Origin of the sequence: uncultured Campylobacter sp., from assembly GCF_938039245.1 — a bacterium.
In the GTDB taxonomy this organism is placed as follows: Bacteria; Campylobacterota; Campylobacteria; order Campylobacterales; family Campylobacteraceae; genus Campylobacter_A.
This window is the reverse complement of sequence record NZ_CALHVN010000003.1, coordinates 26,370-43,503: the sequence shown is the minus strand read 5'-3', so window position 1 is coordinate 43,503 and position 17,134 is coordinate 26,370. Positions and strand designations below refer to the sequence as shown.

Sequence of the window (17,134 nt, the reverse complement as noted above, 5' to 3'; positions counted from 1 at the left end):
CTCTATTAAACAACGCTACGTAGAGCTGAGCTACTTGCGCTTGAGTTACTGCCATGTGGACTCCTTTTAAGTGATTGATGTAAATTTTGGATTTAAACAATCCCAAGGCAACCGCAGCCGTCCCTAAATAAGCCAAGATTAATCCGTTAGGATTGCGTTTGGGATTATAGCGTAATTATTGATAATTTTTAAGTAAGCGGATAAAGGGTCCACGGAAATAGCCTAAAACAAGGGGCAAAAACATAGATAAATTTTTATCTAGCCAAAAAAATCCTAGGTAAAATTTAAAAGCGAATTTGAAGATAAATTTAGGACCGGCTAAACCGGGATAAATTTAAAAACCGGGCTTAAATTTAACGCTATAGTAAATTTAGAGGGTATGCGCAAAAAATAAAAAGGGGTAAATTTAAGCGGTAGGTTTAGGTTGCGACAAAAAGCGGAGTTTAGCTGGGTAAATTTAGATATAAGGCTGTAAAAATAAAAGGCTATATAAAGGCTAAATTAACGTAAAAGAAGCAAAGGTTAAATTTAGGATCTAAGCGAAAAATAGAAGTAAGCCCGCCGTTTTTTACGGCAGGCTTTGTAAATTTAGCTTTCAAAGTGTTTCTTAAAGCTTTTCTAGCGGACTTTGCGAATTTAGTTTTTAAAACTATGGATAGGAGCCGGGATCTGGCCGCCGCGGGCGATGAAGTCCGCCGAGGAGTTTTTATTTACGCTCATCACGGGCGCGCTGCCGAGCAGGCCGCCGAACTAAATCGCTAACGGCCAAAAGCCGCAATCAGTAAATCCACCTTACGACGTCGTTTATCTCGCGGCGATATTTTTTAGGTTGAGGCTTTAGGCGGTAGCCAAACGGCACTACGATGGCTACGCGCTGCTTGCTTGTATCAAGGCCCAAGATGCTGTTTAGCGCCGCCTCGTCAAAGCCCTCGATCGGGCAGCTATCGATGCCTAGGCTAGCTGCGGCCGTCATCATATTTGCAGCAGCTATGTAGCACTGCTTGCTCGACCAATGATAGATTAGCTCGTCATCGCCGCCGAAACGTCCGGTTAGAAAATCTCCGTAAAATTTCTTCCTGTCGCCGATTATATCAGGAGCCTTGTCTTCGCGACGCTCGATCATTTTCTCCACGTATTTACCGACGCCTTTGACCTCTGCTATCTTAGCCAGGATAACTACCAAATGCGAGCAAGTCGTGATCTGAGGCTGATCCCACGAGACGGCGCGGATCTTTTGCCTTAGCTGCGGATTTTGCACGACGAGGAAATCCCACTGCTCTAGCCCCGTAGAACTCGGGCTTAGTCTGCCCGCTTCCAAGATAAAATCAAACTCGCCTGCGCTAATTTTTTTATTTTCGTCAAAAATCTTGCATGCGTGGCGAAATTTCATCGCTTCTAAAAAATTCATATTTTCTCCTTTTATTAAAGTCGGGTAATTATACGATTTTAGCCAGAAATTTAACTTAACCGAGAGTTTTTACGCCTTAACTTGAAGCTCTAGTTAAATTTGATGCGGCAAGCAAGACCATCCCGCGCCTTGCTACAGGTGGTTTGAGCCTATTTAGGCGCGGCGGCTATTTTGCATTTATTGGGCTATTTGCGCCAAGGACATTTGCGATTTTTAAATTAAATTTTAAAACGATGGGGATCTTGGGACGGCTTTTAGGTCAAATATGTAAAACCGGCATATAGGGCGGCAAATTTTAAGTAAATGATAAAAGCAACTATTGCTCGGTTTAGCGCCGTTTTTACGATTTACGCGCTAGATAGCCGAGTATACTTGACGATAATTTAAACATAGTTTAATAAACTAAATTTTTAAACTAAAGGCTTACCGGATAAGCCTACAAAATTTGTCGTAAACGCTAAATCAAATTTATCCCAAACTCCGTCTTTGCCGTAGCTGCACCCACTACGGCGCTATTTTCGTAACCGGCGTCCTTTAGACGAGATAGAGCCAAATTTGCCTCACTTTGCGGTACCGCTAGCAGTAATCCGCCCGAAGTCTGCGCATCGTAAAGCAAGATATCAGCGTCGCCGCTAACGAATTTGCACGCAAATTCGCGGTTTTTGTAGCTACCCTCAGGGATGATGCCCATATCGGCAAACTCGCGCGCGACCGCTATCGCGGGCACGTTACCCGCGTAAATTTCAAAGCTGATTTTATCGTTTAGCATTTCGCTTAGATGTCCTAAAAATCCAAATCCCGTGACGTCGGTCGCCGCCGTTACGTTGATACCTTTTAGTGCGTCCACGGCATAAAAATTTAGCTGCCTCATCGTCTCTACCGCCTGCTTTATCTGCGCCGAATTTAGTAGATCGGCCTTTATCGCCGTGCTTAAAATGCCCGTTCCTAGCGGCTTTGTAAGTATAAGCGCATCACCCTCGCGCGCGGAGTTGTTAGACCAAAAGCGGCTTGGCGAAACGACGCCCGTGACGCTAAGTCCGTAATACATCTGCTGCGTCTCTATCGTGTGTCCGCCCACGATCACGCCACCGCACTCGGCTACTTTATCCTGTCCGCCGCGTAAAATTTCGCCCAAAATTTCGCCGCTTAGGTTGCAGCTGTCAAAGCCGACGATATTTAGCGCGTTTAGCACGCGCCCACCCATCGCAAACACGTCGCTTAGGCTGTTTGCGGCCGCGATCTGGCCGAATATAAACGGATCGTCTACCACCGGCGTGATAAAGTCCAGCGTCTGAACGAGCGCGATGTCGTCCGTAATCTTAAAGACGCTCGCGTCTTCGTTCGTGCCGATGTTTGAGAGCAAATTTGGGTGAGCTAAATTTAAATCGCCGATAGTTTTGTGTAGACCCGACGGGTCAAGCTTGGCCGCTCAACCCGCCGCTTTGACGAATTTGGTTAGACGTTTGTCGTTGTAAATCATAGTTTGATTTGCTCGTGAGAAGTTAAAATTTGCATGATTTCGTAGGCATTTGATATCTCTCCGACGCTTAAATCGCCGACGAGTTTATACGCCTCCAAGCAGCTGCCGCAGCTTAAAATTTTAACGCCCGCAGCCTCTAAATCCTTAAGCGGTTTAAAGCCCGCATGCGCGCGGTTCGTAGTCATTTTAACGGCGTTATTTACGCAAATGACGTACTCCGGTTTTTCCACCTGCAAAAGCGCGCCTAAAAATTTAGATAGTAAGCTAACGCCCACATCGCCGCTTCCGGCGTATTCTTCATTTAGATAAACGACCGTTTTTTTGGCTTTTGGCGTAATTTCGCAGACGAATTCGTCAAAATTAGCTAGCTCCAACTTAGATTCGCCCTTAACGGCAGTGATTTTCGTCTCGGCGCCGTTTTGTTCTACGCTAAATTCGATGTTTTGATTTCTTAAAAAACGGCTAATGTTTTCTTTTGGAGCTATAGAATTTACTAAAATCTCAAGCTTTTCGCCGATTTTTAGGCTCTCAAGCGCATTTTTAGTCCTGATGACGGGTTCTGGACAAGCCAAATTTCTACAATCGATTTGCATTGATTTTTCCTTAAAATTTATTACTCTTCAACCTGAAGTCTAAGGAGAGATTTTATCTAAAAGATTTTAAATTTTGTATAAAAAGGCGAATTTCAGCCCAGGCTTTAAAATAAAAAAGGAGAAAAACTTCTCCTTTTTTATTATTTTAATTTCGCGTAAGTTTTTTCGTATTCAGATACGGGGATTTTATTTTTAGAGATGAGTTCCTGATACCAGTAGTGGTGAAGCACGTAAACTTCTTCCTCTTCTTTATATCCCGTTACCATCGACCAGATAGCGCCGTGTATCGCGATAGCCGCCATATATATGTGTACTAGGAAAAATACGGCGCAAACTATGCCAAGTACATTGTGAACTAGCGCAGAAGCTCTTAAAACTTCGATTTGCGGTACGCCTAGCCAAGTAGCGACGTCAGGCGTTTTAAAATCTAAGAAGAACATCGCGGCACCGGTTAGTATCATCACGATACCGCCTGGAATAGCGACCCAGTACCATGCTTTTTGACCGGCGTTAAATTTACCTGCAGGCACCGGTCGCTTAACTTTTGAAAGATACCCGCCTACGATCAGCATCCATCTGATGTCGTAGATCGTCGGTAGCATTCTTTTAGTCCAAGCTATCAGCATCGGTAATACGGATACCGCAAATATAATAGTAGCTAACCCGTGGATGTTTTTACAAAATCTAACGAAAGCCCCGCCGCCAAGCTCAGCGCCCCACATCATGATGATACCGGTCGGCACCAGCACTATCCACGAGATTGCGGCTAGCCCGTGAGCTACGCGCTCTATTACGCTAAACGCATAGACTTTGTTCCCGTCGTGGCTAAAATGCTTTGGCCCGATAATCAAAAAATGCAAAGCAAATGCCCCAATCACGGCTAAAATCAGCGACAAAACGGCTATAGCGAAGTAGTCGTTACCCTGAATAAACGTAAAAATCGGTCCCAAACCGTCTTCGTAAGGCTTGATGTTTTCGATTCTACCGGCAGCCCAGACATTGCTCTGATACTGGTTGGTGCTAGGACTCGCCTCGATAGCGAAGGCCCAACAGGCGACAACCGAAAGCAAACTCAAAATTCTCGTCATGCTATCTCCCTTGTTTTTTGTTCGTCCGCTCAAAGCCGCACGTAGTTCGGCATCCAGCCAAAAGCTAAAATTTTGCGGATTTTCGTGAAATTATATCAAAAAATAGCGTAATGCAAGCTTAGCGTCAAAACAACGCATTTTTAGGCGGTTGCGGCGCTTTTTTATCAAAATCGGGGTCAAATTTATAATCAGCTATATTAATTCATTCATATAAGCTAGATTTTATTTATATTAAATTTAACTTCATTTGCGATTAAAATTGCGGCAAATTCGGCGGCTAATAAGCTAAATTTTAAATTTAGCGTTAAAAAGGCGCAGATTTATGAGGCACGCACGCCGGGCGCAAGCCAAATAAAAGGTCGCCGCAAAATTTAATAAATTTACAGCCCAAACGGCGCCTCAAAATATCAAATTTACACCCCAAAGGGCGCAGTTTTAGGCGTCAAATTTAGTTTCGCCTCTCGTACTCTTCAAAGCCGAATTCCCGCACGGTTACAAGCTCGCCGTTTTCTTTTAAAAGCAGCAAATCGGGTAGCTTTATGCCGTTAAAGGTCGTGTTTTTCACGATCGTATAGTGGATCTGATCCTCAAATACCACCTTATCGCCTACGCTTAGCGGCGCGTCGAATTTATACTCCGGCTCGCCCGCGTCAAGCCCCACGATATCGCCCGCTAGACAGGTATTTCCGCCGAAACGGTAGCTAAATTTACCGCCCTTGCTCTCGCCTCGCACCGCCGGTCGGTACGGCATCAGCACGGTATCTGGCATATGCGCCTCGGCCGAGACGTCTAGGATGGCTATGGTTTTTTCGTTTTGTACGAAATCAAGCACCGAAGCGGCTAAAAATCCCGTCTGCCAACCCACCGCTTCGCCGGGCTCTATGTAGACCTCGACGCCGTATTTTGCGCGGAAATTTTTGATCAAATTTATGAGCAGATCGACGTCGTAGCCTTCTTTGGTTGCGTGATGTCCGCCGCCAAAATTTACCCACTTCATGTGCGGGATAAACTCGCCGAATTTCTCCTCAAACGCCATCAGCACGGTCTCCAGACTCTGCGCGCTCTCCTCGCAAAGCGCGTGAAAATGCAGTCCCGTGATACCCTCAAGCGCGTCTGCGTCAAAATTTGCGCGAGTGATGCCCAGGCGGCTATAGCGACCGCACGGGTTATAAGCGTCAGTCGGCGCGACGGAGAGCTCGGGATTTACGCGAAGGCCGCAGGTAACGCCCGCGGCTAGGGCTTTTTGCTTAAATTTAGCCCACTGCGCAAAGGAGTTAAAAACCACGTGCTTTGAGAGCGCTAGCACCTCATCTATGTCCTCGTCTTTAAATGCGGGCGAATACGTATGAATCTCGCCGCGAGCGTATTTTGCGGCAAATTTAGCCTCGTGCAGGCCGCTGCAAGTCGCGCCGTCTAGGTATTCGCCGACAAGCCCCATCACTCCGCTAAATGCAAAGCCTTTTAGGGCGACTAGCACCTTCGCGCCGCTTTCATCCTTGACGCGTTTTAAAATTTCTAGATTTTTGCGCACCTTGGCCTCTTCGCAGACGTAGGCGGGCGTTTTTATTTTGCTTAATATTTCGTTCATTACGACTCTTTCGTTTAAATTTTCGCGTAAGTATATCTAAATATTTTTTTAAGTAAAATCAAGAAAAAAATTTAATTTCAAAGGCGAATTTATGGTAGAAATCGAGTTTTTGGGCCCAATCAAAATGGAAAATTTAAAGCTAGAAGCGGCAAATTTAAGCGAAGTAAAAGAAAAACTAGGCGAATACGCGCAGCTTAAAGAGTGGCTAAAAATCTGCGCCGTCGCCGTAAACGACGAGATTGCAAGCTCTCTTGACGCGCCGCTAAAAGACGGTGATAAAATTTCCATTTTACCGCCGGTTTGCGGAGGCTGATATGCAGATTTTTGAAGGAAGCCTAGACGCCAAGGCGATCACAAACGCCTGGTACGACGAGTTTAAAGACAAAAACTGCGGCGCGCTCATCACGTTTACGGGCATCGTGCGCAAGGAAGGCGGCATAAGCGCTCTTAGCTTTGATATCTACGAGCCGATCCTGCGCAAATGGCTAACTGACTGGGAGCAAAAGGCGAAGGATCTGGGCGCATACGTGCTTTTTGCGCATTCGCGAGGCGACGTGCCGGTGCACGAGAGCTCCTACGTCGCAGGCGTCGTGAGTCCGCAAAGAAAGGTCGCCTTGCGCCTGATAAACGAGTTCGTCGAGGACTTTAAGGCTAACGCGCCGATCTGGAAATACGACGTCATAGGAGGCGAGCGCATCTACGCAAAAGAGCGCAGTCAAGCGATCAAAGGCGCCGGACTTTTAGGCTAAATTTACTCGGCTCGGCTTTGATATACGCGCCGAGCAAATTTGACGGCTTTTTAGATAAAAGCTTTATTTCTTGCGGGCTAGACCATGATGTTTAGCCCGCTTTTACTCCCGATTGCTATCAAATTTTGCAAATTCCGGCTCGCTTTTTATATAAATCAAATTTGAAAATTCGGCATTTCGTCATTTGCTCGCCCAGACCCGCACCGCGAAAATGTCAAATTTACAAATTTAGCAAGATGCAAGGCAAATATTCAAGACGCGATAGGCGTAGTTTAAATAATTTTTTCTTACCCGCAAGGGCGCGGACTCGTCGTCCGTAACCAAAGCGGGTATAGAAAAAATTACTCTAAAATCCGTCGTTTATGGGGAATCAAGCGGATTTTTTGTGAAAAAATCCCACATAAACCGCAAAAACAAACCCTATCGCCACCGCCCACGGAGCCGCCGCCGTTATGCCGCTTGGCGAGCTGGCGAGCAAGAAGTTATGCGCTACGGCCGCGCCTGCTGCCATACCGATGACGAAGATTACCGAGCTTAGATTGCCAGTGCCCATTTGCACGAGATGCTTGCCCGGGCAGCCTTCGCCGAGGCTAAAGCAAAGCCCTGCTAGCGTCATGCTAAGGAAGTTCCAAAGCACGTCGTTGTGCGCGATAGGCTGGCCTTCAAAGCCGAATTTATACTGCCCGAGAGCTAAATTTACGATGCTGGCAAAGACCACGATGCTGATGATCCCCGTAAACATTGAAAAATCCTTTTTGAAAAGCCTGCCAAACGCCCCGACGCTGCAAAATTTGCTTTTGTGCATTAGCGCGCCCAGGGCGACGCTAAAACCAAGCGAGATCAGGATCGGAGCGTGCATGGAGCCCGGGCCTTTTGCGGAGCTAAAAAGCGCGCCGTTTTCGCCGAGCTTTAGTCCAAACGCAAGCGCGGCAAGCAGCAAAATACCCATAACCGTCGGCAAAACGCCTATCGCGGCCTGAGTTTTAGTCTCGTGCGTGAGGCCGTAGCCGAGCTTTTTGAAAAATACGCCCGCGCACACGCCCGCAAAAATACCGACGACTCCCGCAATCGCCGTCATATCGCCGCCGCCCAAACGCAAAAACGCCCTCCACGGGCAGCCCAAAAACACGAGGCAGCCGATCATCGCGAAAAATCCGAGAAAAAAGCGCACAAAAGGTGATGAGCCCGTGGTCGCGCTAAACTCCTTCGTCCAAAGCACGCTAGACAAAAAGCCGCCCAAAATAAGCCCGATGATCTCCGGGCGCACGTACTGCACGACTCCTGCGCGATGAAAGCCCAGAGCTCCCGCCGTATCGCGTAAAAAGCAAGCCGCGCAAACGCCCATGTTGCCGGGGTTGCCAAAATACACAAGTAGCGCGCCTAAAGCGCCGAGCGCCGCACCTGAAACGATAAACCATTTTGAATTTGAAAAATTCATGAAGTATCCTTTAAAAAGGTAAAATCGACCCGATTTCTTAAGTCGTATTTTACTTATCTTAAAATAAAGAATTAATAAAACTTAGCAAGGATTTAATCAAATTTGGCGAAATTTTTAAAATCCTAGATCATAAGATGCACGCATATAGATTTAAATTTGATAAAAATTAATCAAAAGGCAGCGCTGCCAAATTTATATCCAAGGAAGCTTTTAAGATAATAAACCGCTAAATTTATAGCCGCAAGATTACCTTGATAAATAATTATAACTAAATTTTAAATATCAGATTTAACAAAGAAATTTGCCGTTAGGATTAAAAACGATTTGCCGACGACGATTTATTTTTCTAGCTTTTTGTAGCAAAATGAGCTTGTTTTAATGTCTGCGTAGCCACGTACCTCTGCTGCCGCGGACATTTACAATCTGACAATCTCGCAAAAGCCGCAAATAGGCAAAGCAAAGATGCCTGCCTTTTTATTTTTACGACTTACGTTACCCAAATTGCGACGACGGTTTTTTAAGGACGCAAAATTTACCCTGACTCGCGGATATTTTATAAGCAAATGGGGTCTGATTAAATTTAGCGGCCAAATTTGCAAAAGCGCGCAAAAACCAAATTTATACCCGCTCTTGCATAAACTAGTCGGTTTACGTATCGTTTATAGGATAAATCCGCTGCCGATAACTAGCTCGCCTCTATAAAATACCGCGAGCTGACCGCTAGCCACGCCAAACGCGCTCTGTTTTAGCTCGACCTCGGCCGTGCCGCCACCCAGCACTTTTACGTGCGCATTTAGCCCGATGCTGCGGTAGCGAACCTTCACGTCGCAGTCAAACTCGCTCTCGTCTATGAATAAATTTAGGCTATTTACCGCTATCTTACCGCGCTCAAGCTCCTCTTTGCTGCCCACGACGATGCGGTTATTTGCCGCGTCGATAGCGAGCACGAAATGCGGCTCGTGCGCCCCAAATACCTCAAATCCGCGCCTCTTGCCGATCGTGTAGCGCATGTAGCCGTTGTGTCGCCCGATCACGCGCCCAGAGCTATCGACCACGTCGCCGGGCAGATCCGTCTCGTAGTGCTTGTTTAGCACCTCAATATATGTGTCCTCGACGAAGCAAATCTCGCTGCTCTCGGCCTGCTCGCCGTATTCGCGAAAGTTCGGCAGAGATTTTGCCAGTTCTTTTATATCTTTTTTAAATTTATCCCCGAGCGGGAAAATCATATCGGCGATTATCTCTTTTGGCACCTGCGCTACGAAGTAGCTCTGGTCTTTGCTAGGATCGGCGGCAACTCTGATAAAGCCGTCTTGCACGCGGATATAGTGGCCGGTAGCGAGCTTTTCGCAGCCGATACTTTTGGCAAATTTTAGCAGCTCGCCGAATTTTATAAAGTGGTTGCAAAGCGCGCAGGGATTTGGTGTCTTGCCCTCTTTGTAGGAGCTAACAAACGGCGTATAGACGTATCTGTCAAACTGCTCTTGCAAATCAAGCACGTGATAAGGGATGCCCAGATACCCGCACGCGCGGGCGACTTTATCGATATTTTTTTCATGATATCCGGGCTTTTTGTGTAGTTTCATATAGCAGCCCACGACCTCGTGACCCGCTTCTAGCAGCATTTTGGCGCTCATGGTGGAGTCGACGCCGCCGCTCATGGCCATTAAAATTTTCATTTTTTCTTTCCTATTGCGAGGGCTTGTCTTTTTAGTGCTTTTTACGGAGTTTGTAAATTTTCGGCTCGATGAACTATATGTTCTATCTACGCCGAAAATTTACCGCACAACCGCAAAAATCATCTAAAAATACCGCACCCTAAAGTTTTGTATTTTAAATTTAGCTTTTAAATTTACAAATCTCGCCTTAGCCCCACAATAAGACAATTTCGTATAAATTTGACGCGATTATATAAAAAATAGCTTAATACGCTATAAATTTGCGAGCCAAGGATGGCAGGGCATTTGGCTTTCGCGTCTTGCTCGGCTCTAGATTTTATCCGCCTAGGCGTTAATGCAGAATTTGCAAAAGACAGTGACGCGGTCAAATTTACAGAATTTGACGCAAAAGACAAGCATACCAACAAATCCGCTCAAAAACACAAACCAAACCGCGCGAACAAATTTACAAAAATCAAAATTTAACGCCGCGCGCTAGATAAATGCAACCGGCAGATTCACTGACCGAATTTAACTAACCCTCAAGCCTTGCGGTATTTTAGAGTTTTAAATTTTCGCGTACCGCACGCGCCGTCGTTGCGGCAAAAATAGTGGCAGTTAAAATCGTCATGGACACGCGCGGCGTCAAATTTGGGAGCGACATAGCCGCAAATCAAGGTAAAAACGAGACAAAAAGCGCAATAGCAGCCCTTCTCGCATCCCGTCAGGCATCGCCAAATCCTCAAATTTCGTAAAATTTTAGCACGCTAATTTAGTTTAATATCCCCAAAATTTCATCCCTTACGGCGTCCAAATCGTCGCTGATCGTATAAAGCGACAAATCCTCCTTGCTGACGGCTTTTTCGCGTATAAGCGTGGTTTTGATGAAATCGTCAAGCTTGCTCCAAAACTCTCTACCGATGAGAAAAATTTTAGCTTTTTTAGCGCCGATTTGCGCGAGTACCAGGATCTCAAATAGCTCGTCAAGCGTCCCAAAACCGCCCGGAAACACCAAAAACGCGCTCGAGCGCTCGATAAGAGCGAATTTGCGCGCGGATAGGTTGGAAAAAATAAAGCTCGTCGTGGCGTATTTGTTCGTCACTTGCTCAAACGGAAGCACGATATTTAGCCCCACGGACGGACTTTTGCCGCTCTCGTACGCGCCCTTGTTCACCGCCTCCATCACGCCGGGTCCTCCGCCGCTAATCACGGCAAAACCGCCGTCAGCAAGCTCTTTTGCGAGGCTAAAAGCCATTTTGCAGTATTTGCTATTTTCGTCAAATCTAGCCGAGCCGAAAAACGTAACGCTCGGGTTTTTGTATGTCATAAAATCCCTAAATTTAGCCAGATCGTTTAAGATTTCATCCATCGTCTCTCTTTTTTAGTTTAAATTTACGCGCTAAAGCCGTAAACCGCTACCGAATTTACCGCGCAAGCATAAAAGCGATGATAGCTAAAACGGATTTAAAAATAGATGACGCGCGATTAAATTTGAGATAAATTTAAGTACATTTTAAATTTGTAAAATCACTAAGACGGTTTAAATTTAGCCGAATTTACCAAAGGTTTTGGTATCAAACGGCGCAAAATCCGCCAAAACCCGCAAAACCGCCGCCTTGGTTTTTAGCGCGTAAATTTATTCTCAGGTTTCTAAAAATAGGCTCGCTTGTAAATTCAGCCTATGCCGCGATTTTGCTCTAAATTCGGCTAGGCCGCGGCTTGATTTTAAACGCCTTTAGAAAAACTGCTCAAATTTAACCCTAACGCAGCTGCTCTAAGCGCTCTTTTTTAGTACCGATTTGAGTGATCTGGATACCGAAGTTGCCGTCTACGATGACCACTTCCCCAAGAGCTATGACTTTGTCGCTGATTAAAATTTCAAGCGGGTCGTTTGCTAGCTGATTTAGCTCGATGACCGAGCCTATATCCATCGTTAATACGTCTTTTAGCAACATCTTTTTTGAGCCGATACGCACGCGAATAGGCAAACGAACGTCCATAATCAGACCGATATTTCGCATCTCGTCCGCACTTAGCTCGCTTTTTGGCGTGTGAGAAGGAGAGGCGGCGGCCGCTTCTTTTTGGTCTTTGCTAAAAAATTTAACGAACGAAAAGTCCGCTATCATCGCGATTTGCTCGTCTAAATCGGCGATTTTAACCGGATAGATATATACCTTTTCATACGCGCTAAGGTCTAAAATCGCATTTTCGTCGAGAAAATTTACTTTTGCGATTTCAAAACTGAGCTTTGGCATGCCTTTTTGCGCGCCAAGACTCGTAGAAAACGCGCCCAGGATATTTGAGAACACCTCTTTTGCCGCATCTAGCTCATCTTCGCTTAAATTTTCGTTGCGAGATATCTCCTCCTCGCCGAGCATCCACTCGCTTACCGCGCTTACTAGCACGGGCGTAACCGCTAACATTATCTTTGCGTTTATGTCGCCGCTTACGCTAACGTTAGCCACGGCTAGAGGAGGCTTGATACCCTCTTGCCCCGGGGCGTCGTATTCGTTTCTCTCGCCCACTCCGGGCGTCTTGCCGGTCAGTCCTTCGATCGTAGCTTTTATCTCGTTTGCGAAAATTTTAAAAAATTCATTCATCTCGTTCGTCCTCGTCTAGTATATTTTCTTCGTTTTCGTCGTCTTGGTCGTAGCTCATGAGCTTAGCCTTACGCTCTTCTTCGTATTTTTCCAAGATATTTTTGATCTCATCTTTATCGCTTCTGATGAGCTCTTCTATGCGGATAGATTTTCTAAATCTATGCAGTCCGACCTCGGCTAAAAATACCTCTTTTTTATCTATCGTGACGATAGCTTTATCGTTTGCGGAGCGGTCAAGGCGCAATATATCGCCCTCTTTTAAATTTAAAAATTCATTCACGCTCACGATGCTTTCGCCTAGTATAGCCTCGTATAACACCTCTGCGCGTCCGATTAGTGTTTTTAGCTCTTTGTTTCTGCTCTTTTTCGCACTCGTTTCGCCTAGCATTATATCGCGGTTGGCTAGGCGGCTTAAAATCGGCTCTAGGTAGATAACCGGATAGCAGATATTTATCATACCGCTTGAGTTACCGACTATGATCTCCATCACGACCATTATCACGATCTCGTTTTGGCTGACGATTTGCACGACGTTTGGACTGCTTTCTTTCGCCTCTACATTTGGATACATATCAGTCACCGTAGCCCAGCTTTCCTTTAGGCGTTGCATTATCATCCTTAGGATCGCATCGAGTAAATTTATCTCTATATCGGTTAGCTCCCTGCTAGTCTCAAAGCCCTCGCCGTTGCCGCCTAGCAAGCGATCTATCATAGGAAATGCGATGCTTGGGTTTATTTCCAAAACGCAGTTGCCGTCAAGCGGCTTGATAGAAAAAACGTTAAAGCTAGTAGGACTTGGCAAACTCATCAAAAACTCGCCGTAAGTCATCTGATCTACGCTGTGCAGACGAATTTCTACGATGCTACGCATAACGCTTGAGATTTGAGAGGCTAAATTTCGCGCTAGCTTGTCGTGAATGCCCTTTATCGCGCGTAGTTGCTCTTTACTGACGCGATTTGGGCGCTTGAAATCATAGATTATTACTTGACGCTGTTCTTCTTTGCCGCCTTCGCCTATAGACTCGCTCGCCTCCTCGTCGTCTACGACTTCGAGTAGTGCGTCGATCTCTTCTTGACTTAAAATATCCGCCATTATTTACCTTCGAGTTTCTTTCTTATTTTTTCCATTAAACGCTTATGTATCTGAGAGATGCGCCCCTCTGATATCTGCAAGATCTCGCCGATCTCTTTTAGACTCAGCTCCTCATAATAATAAAGCTGAACGATGAGCTGGTCGCGCTCCTCGAACTCGTTTAAAATTTGAGTTATCTTTTCTATCAGATCTTCTCTCTCAACTCTCTCAAACGTATTTTCCTCGCTCATAAGCTCCATCTGATCGTCGATGCTAAGCACGCCGACGACGGCGCTTACGTTCCTAGCCTCTCTTATCTTTTCCACGCTTTCTTCAAGCATAGCGGCTAGATACTCGTCCTCGGGCTCGCGCTCGAATTTATTAAAGTATTCGTTTACCAATGCGTCGATATTTTTAACCAAAGTACGATCTGCGCGACTAACCACGTCAAGCCCGCGTAAAAAATCAAGCATAGCGCCGTAAACTCGTTTTTGCGCATATCCCCAAAACGAGTCGTTTCGCTCTTTGTCGTATTTACGAGATAGCCTAACCATCTCCTCAAGCCCGGCTCCCATTAGATCGCTAACGTCGATATGAGCCGGCAGTCGCTCCTTTAATCTAAACGCCATAGCTCTAAGCGCCGGCGTATAAGCTAGTACGATATCGTCTTGTTCTTTTTTTATCGTTTGAGCGTAGGGATTAGGCTGCTTTTGCATTGCTTTCGTCGCCCCTACCCAAGGTCTGCTTTATTAGGACGCGTTCGCTGCCAAGCTGACCCAAAATAGTATCCATACGCTTTTCTCTAAGCCCGAGCTCCGAGACTAGATAATCGGAGCGCTTTTCGTATTCGTCCTTATCAAAAGGCTTTTTAAGCGTGATATCGACATAGTTTATGATAATGATATGGATCAAAAGATGAAAAAAAAGCGTGATAGCGAAAGTATACATAATCATCTCCAAAGGCTCGTTAAGCTTTAGCGCCGAGAAAACCACGCCGGCAAAAAATCCGCAAACCGTAAAAAACGCTATAAAATTTTCAGCTCTCAAAATCAAATCCTAAAATTTAAATTTGTTCCAGCAAACGCCTAGAAAACGCGCTAAAACTGCTTATCGTACCCGTATCAAGCACTTTTTGTTCCAATTTTTTAAGAAGCCTTGATGCTATCTGTTTCATCTGCTCGCTAGCAGGACCCGTCTCGTTATCGTCGGTAAAAAGCGTGCGGTATTTTATACTCCTAGATACGTCCTTATCCTCGCTGATGTAGCCTAAAAATTCGAGCCTCGGAGCATCTTTGATATTTGCTTGCGCTACCTTTCTTATATGCTCGAAAATTCTAGCAGCCTCTTTTTCGTTTCTTACCATATTAAAAACCATTAAAAAATCGTCTTTTTGCTTAGCCGTCATTTTAATCACGGCGTAAGCATCGGTTATAGCTGCGGGATCTGGCATCGTAACTACTATTATCTCATCGGCGGCTTCTAGGAAAAAGTCGTTATTTTTGCCGATACCGGCTCCCGTATCTATGATTACGAAGTCAAGCTCGTCCAGACTGCGCGACTCGTCAAAAAACCGTTCGTATAAAAATTGATTGTTAAATTTAAGTATATCTGCGCCGTTTTCGCCAGGAATAAGCGTTAAATTCGGCTTTATCTCGATCAAAATATCTTTTAGGTAACACTCGCCTTTTAATACGTGCAACAAATTTTTACCCGCGCGCACGTTTAAGATAACGTCAAGGTTAGCCAGGCCGATATCTGCGTCAAAAAGCGCGACCTTGTAGCCGCTTTTAGCTAGGACGTTGCCTAAATTTGCGCTTATCGTGCTTTTACCCACCCCGCCCTTTCCGCTCGTTACGGCTATAAATTTAGTATTTTTAGCCCTAGTTCGGGCGCTCACCATATCTTGTAGCTTTTGGGCTTGGTTATTCATTTTTTGTCCTTATTAAAGCCCTGCAATACGCAATCGACCAAAAATTCACTCCTAGCGGCCATTATATCGTCGGGCACCTCTTGACCTAGGCACAAAAAGCTAACGGGCTTACCCGTTTCGTAAACTAGCGAAAATACGTTACCGAAAATCTTCGTTTCGTCAAATTTGGTAAAAATAAAAGTATCCACGTCAAGGAAGCTAAAGCTATTATAAACCTCTAGCAAATCCTCGACCTTAGATCCGGCCGAAAGCACTAAATTTACGTCTATTTCCGCGTCGCTACGCTTTAAAAAAGTCTCTAGTCTAGCCAGCTTTTCCTTATCGTATTGCGAGCTGCCGGTGGTGTCTATCAAGATCACGTCGCAGTGATTTAGCTGCTTTAGCGCATTTTTAAAATCATCGGCCTCTATAACGTCAAGTATCGGCAGCTTCATCATTTTAGCGTATTGAAACAGCTGCTCGACCGCCCCGATACGATACGTATCAAGCGTTATTATGCCGGTTTTTGCCCTCTTGCCCTCGCCGTAGGCAAAACGCGCGGCAAGCTTTGCTAGCGTCGTAGTTTTACCCACTCCGGTCGGGCCTACTAGCATCATTATCTTTTGTTTACCGTCAAATTCGTCGCTCCTGCAAGGCAGCATCTTTCGTAGCAGCGAGCTAAAATACCTTTTTACCGCAGTCGGACTGGCCTTCATCTGAGGCGGGACGTTTTCTACGGTTATTTTCATTATCTGCTCTAGATGCTCGTCCTTCATCCCGCTATTTTTAGCTTCTTTATAAATCTCGGCAAACTCAGGCGGTATGGCGATATGGTTTCTAGCTGCGGTTTTCTCCTCCCAAAACATATTTGCGATCAAATTTATCTTTTCGCTTAGCGCGCTTACTTGCTTAGAGACTTCGTCTATTTTTTTGTCGTAGTTTTGCTCCTGGCGCGCGGGCGGCGAGTCTAGGTTTGCGATTTGGCTTATTTCTTTGGCCGCTCTTGATATATTTAGTAGTATATCTTCGCCGCTTTGAGGAGTGTCGCTAGGCTCTATCTTAGCGGGCTGGATACTAACCGGTTTAGCCGCAGGCGGAGTTTGCGACAAAAAAAACTCTTCGCCGGAGGCTACTTTTTGCGCTTTTTTGGGCGGTTTTTGCGCATCCAAAAACTCCTCGTAGGCCTTTAAATTTTGTTTTTGAGACTGGCGTTTTTTAGGTTCTGCCGCAGGGTCTTCTTCGACGCTTACTAAAATTTCGTAAAGCGGCTTTTTGTTTATCGTCTTTGGCTGAATTTGCTTTGTGGTTACCAAAATCGCTCTTTCGCCGCACTCGTCTTGCGCCTTTTTGAGAGCCTCCATACTGCTCTCGCCGGTAAACGTGTAAAATTTAGTCGCCAATTTCTCTCCTTCGTCCCAGTTACGTTTTATCGTCCGAGCCGCCTTTTTCGGACTAATTTCATCTTAGCTTTCGCGGCTTTACTTTACACTTATTAGCTTTTTTAAATTTATCCGCAAAGCCAAACCTAACTTATAATTCGCTAAACCTCAAAAC

18 protein-coding genes and 1 pseudogene are annotated in these 17,134 nt (G+C 45.5%); 4 read left to right on the top strand and 15 right to left on the bottom strand.

Translation table 11 applies throughout. The annotated features are described in order from the left end of the window. Positions 1–636: 636 nt before the first annotated feature. The 6 genes and pseudogenes from Q0218_RS01125 to nspC form a co-directional block, all read right to left on the bottom strand. Positions 637–756 (bottom strand): annotated as a pseudogene (locus Q0218_RS01125) (DUF711 domain-containing protein); the annotation flags it as partial. Between the two features lie 22 nt (positions 757–778). Beyond that, a complete protein-coding gene (locus tag Q0218_RS01120; protein WP_297965480.1) occupies positions 779–1,408 on the bottom strand; it encodes an NAD(P)H-dependent oxidoreductase in 630 nt (209 codons plus the stop codon). Between the two features lie 457 nt (positions 1,409–1,865). After that, on the bottom strand, positions 1,866–2,885 hold the full coding sequence (gene selD, locus Q0218_RS01115; RefSeq protein WP_297965482.1) for a selenide, water dikinase SelD: 1,020 nt from the start codon (positions 2,883–2,885) through the stop codon (positions 1,866–1,868). After that, positions 2,885–3,481, bottom strand: coding sequence for a sulfurtransferase-like selenium metabolism protein YedF (gene yedF / locus Q0218_RS01110; protein WP_297965479.1), 597 nt, complete (start codon positions 3,479–3,481; stop codon positions 2,885–2,887). The genes selD and yedF overlap by 1 nt, the downstream gene beginning before the upstream one ends. A gap of 140 nt (positions 3,482–3,621) precedes the next feature. After that, a complete protein-coding gene (locus Q0218_RS01105) occupies positions 3,622–4,569 on the bottom strand; it encodes a formate dehydrogenase subunit gamma (protein WP_297965477.1) in 948 nt (315 codons plus the stop codon). Between the two features lie 448 nt (positions 4,570–5,017). Next, a complete protein-coding gene (gene nspC / locus Q0218_RS01100; protein ID WP_297965475.1) occupies positions 5,018–6,157 on the bottom strand; it encodes a carboxynorspermidine decarboxylase in 1,140 nt (379 codons plus the stop codon). Positions 6,158–6,248: 91 nt separating this feature from the next. On the opposite strand from nspC, the gene Q0218_RS01095 reads away from it, so the two are divergent. Continuing rightward, positions 6,249–6,470, top strand: a complete 222-nt coding sequence (locus Q0218_RS01095) for a MoaD/ThiS family protein (protein ID WP_297965473.1) — start codon at positions 6,249–6,251, stop codon at positions 6,468–6,470. A gap of 1 nt (position 6,471) precedes the next feature. Next, the gene (locus Q0218_RS01090) at positions 6,472–6,906 is read left to right on the top strand and encodes a molybdenum cofactor biosynthesis protein MoaE (protein ID WP_297965471.1); all 435 of its coding nucleotides are present in this window, start codon (positions 6,472–6,474) and stop codon (positions 6,904–6,906) included. 370 nt (positions 6,907–7,276) lie between these two features. Here Q0218_RS01090 and yedE read toward each other — a convergent pair whose 3' ends face one another. Together yedE and mnmA are read right to left on the bottom strand one after the other, a co-directional pair. Continuing rightward, a complete protein-coding gene (gene yedE / locus Q0218_RS01085; protein WP_297965469.1) occupies positions 7,277–8,344 on the bottom strand; it encodes a YedE family putative selenium transporter in 1,068 nt (355 codons plus the stop codon). A 659-nt stretch (positions 8,345–9,003) separates the two neighbouring features. Beyond that, positions 9,004–10,020, bottom strand: coding sequence for a tRNA 2-thiouridine(34) synthase MnmA (gene mnmA / locus Q0218_RS01080; protein WP_297965467.1), 1,017 nt, complete (start codon positions 10,018–10,020; stop codon positions 9,004–9,006). Between the two features lie 273 nt (positions 10,021–10,293). Here mnmA and Q0218_RS01075 point away from each other — a divergent pair, with 273 nt between their 5' ends. Next, complete coding sequence (locus Q0218_RS01075) at positions 10,294–10,485, top strand: hypothetical protein (protein WP_297965465.1); 192 nt, start codon at positions 10,294–10,296, stop codon at positions 10,483–10,485. Positions 10,486–10,610: 125 nt separating this feature from the next. After that, positions 10,611–10,754: a hypothetical protein gene (locus Q0218_RS01070; protein WP_297965463.1), complete on the top strand. Its 144-nt coding sequence runs from the start codon at positions 10,611–10,613 to the stop codon at positions 10,752–10,754. Positions 10,755–10,771: 17 nt separating this feature from the next. On the opposite strand, the gene Q0218_RS01065 is transcribed toward Q0218_RS01070, so the two are convergent. From Q0218_RS01065 to flhF, 7 genes are all read right to left on the bottom strand, one after another. Next, positions 10,772–11,368 carry a TIGR00730 family Rossman fold protein gene (locus tag Q0218_RS01065; RefSeq protein ID WP_297965461.1) on the bottom strand — a complete coding sequence of 199 codons (597 nt, stop codon included), beginning with the start codon at positions 11,366–11,368 and terminating at the stop codon, positions 10,772–10,774. Between the two features lie 391 nt (positions 11,369–11,759). Next, the gene (fliY, locus tag Q0218_RS01060; RefSeq protein WP_297965459.1) at positions 11,760–12,599 is read right to left on the bottom strand and encodes a flagellar motor switch protein FliY; all 840 of its coding nucleotides are present in this window, start codon (positions 12,597–12,599) and stop codon (positions 11,760–11,762) included. After that, positions 12,592–13,692: a flagellar motor switch protein FliM gene (gene fliM / locus Q0218_RS01055; RefSeq protein ID WP_295143153.1), complete on the bottom strand. Its 1,101-nt coding sequence runs from the start codon at positions 13,690–13,692 to the stop codon at positions 12,592–12,594. The genes fliY and fliM overlap by 8 nt, the downstream gene beginning before the upstream one ends. Beyond that, a complete protein-coding gene (locus Q0218_RS01050) occupies positions 13,692–14,387 on the bottom strand; it encodes an RNA polymerase sigma factor FliA (protein WP_297965457.1) in 696 nt (231 codons plus the stop codon). The genes fliM and Q0218_RS01050 overlap by 1 nt, the downstream gene beginning before the upstream one ends. Then, positions 14,371–14,718, bottom strand: a complete 348-nt coding sequence (locus Q0218_RS01045) for a hypothetical protein (protein ID WP_295143146.1) — start codon at positions 14,716–14,718, stop codon at positions 14,371–14,373. Before Q0218_RS01045 ends, Q0218_RS01050 begins: the two co-directional genes overlap by 17 nt. Before the next feature lie 16 nt (positions 14,719–14,734). After that, entirely contained in the window at positions 14,735–15,601 is an 867-nt protein-coding gene (locus Q0218_RS01040; RefSeq protein WP_297965455.1) for a P-loop NTPase, read from the bottom strand. Beyond that, complete coding sequence (flhF, locus tag Q0218_RS01035; protein ID WP_297965453.1) at positions 15,598–16,980, bottom strand: flagellar biosynthesis protein FlhF; 1,383 nt, start codon at positions 16,978–16,980, stop codon at positions 15,598–15,600. Before flhF ends, Q0218_RS01040 begins: the two co-directional genes overlap by 4 nt. Positions 16,981–17,134 lie beyond the last annotated feature (154 nt).

Bases quoted from the DNA above. Each gene is read 5' to 3' on its own strand.
- Q0218_RS01040 (WP_297965455.1), bottom strand. From the start codon at position 15,601: ATGAATAACCAAGCCCAAAAGCTACAAGATATGGTGAGCGCCCGAACT.
- Q0218_RS01095 (WP_297965473.1), top strand. From the start codon at position 6,249: ATGGTAGAAATCGAGTTTTTGGGCCCAATCAAAATGGAAAATTTAAAG.
- yedF (WP_297965479.1), bottom strand. From the start codon at position 3,481: ATGCAAATCGATTGTAGAAATTTGGCTTGTCCAGAACCCGTCATCAGG.
- Q0218_RS01065 (WP_297965461.1), bottom strand. From the start codon at position 11,368: ATGGATGAAATCTTAAACGATCTGGCTAAATTTAGGGATTTTATGACA.
- Q0218_RS01105 (WP_297965477.1), bottom strand. From the start codon at position 4,569: ATGACGAGAATTTTGAGTTTGCTTTCGGTTGTCGCCTGTTGGGCCTTC.
- fliY (WP_297965459.1), bottom strand. From the start codon at position 12,599: ATGAATGAATTTTTTAAAATTTTCGCAAACGAGATAAAAGCTACGATC.
- mnmA (WP_297965467.1), bottom strand. From the start codon at position 10,020: ATGAAAATTTTAATGGCCATGAGCGGCGGCGTCGACTCCACCATGAGC.
- Q0218_RS01075 (WP_297965465.1), top strand. From the start codon at position 10,294: ATGGCAGGGCATTTGGCTTTCGCGTCTTGCTCGGCTCTAGATTTTATC.
- Q0218_RS01120 (WP_297965480.1), bottom strand. From the start codon at position 1,408: ATGAATTTTTTAGAAGCGATGAAATTTCGCCACGCATGCAAGATTTTT.
- Q0218_RS01050 (WP_297965457.1), bottom strand. From the start codon at position 14,387: ATGCAAAAGCAGCCTAATCCCTACGCTCAAACGATAAAAAAAGAACAA.
- nspC (WP_297965475.1), bottom strand. From the start codon at position 6,157: ATGAACGAAATATTAAGCAAAATAAAAACGCCCGCCTACGTCTGCGAA.
- yedE (WP_297965469.1), bottom strand. From the start codon at position 8,344: ATGAATTTTTCAAATTCAAAATGGTTTATCGTTTCAGGTGCGGCGCTC.
- fliM (WP_295143153.1), bottom strand. From the start codon at position 13,692: ATGGCGGATATTTTAAGTCAAGAAGAGATCGACGCACTACTCGAAGTC.
- Q0218_RS01090 (WP_297965471.1), top strand. From the start codon at position 6,472: ATGCAGATTTTTGAAGGAAGCCTAGACGCCAAGGCGATCACAAACGCC.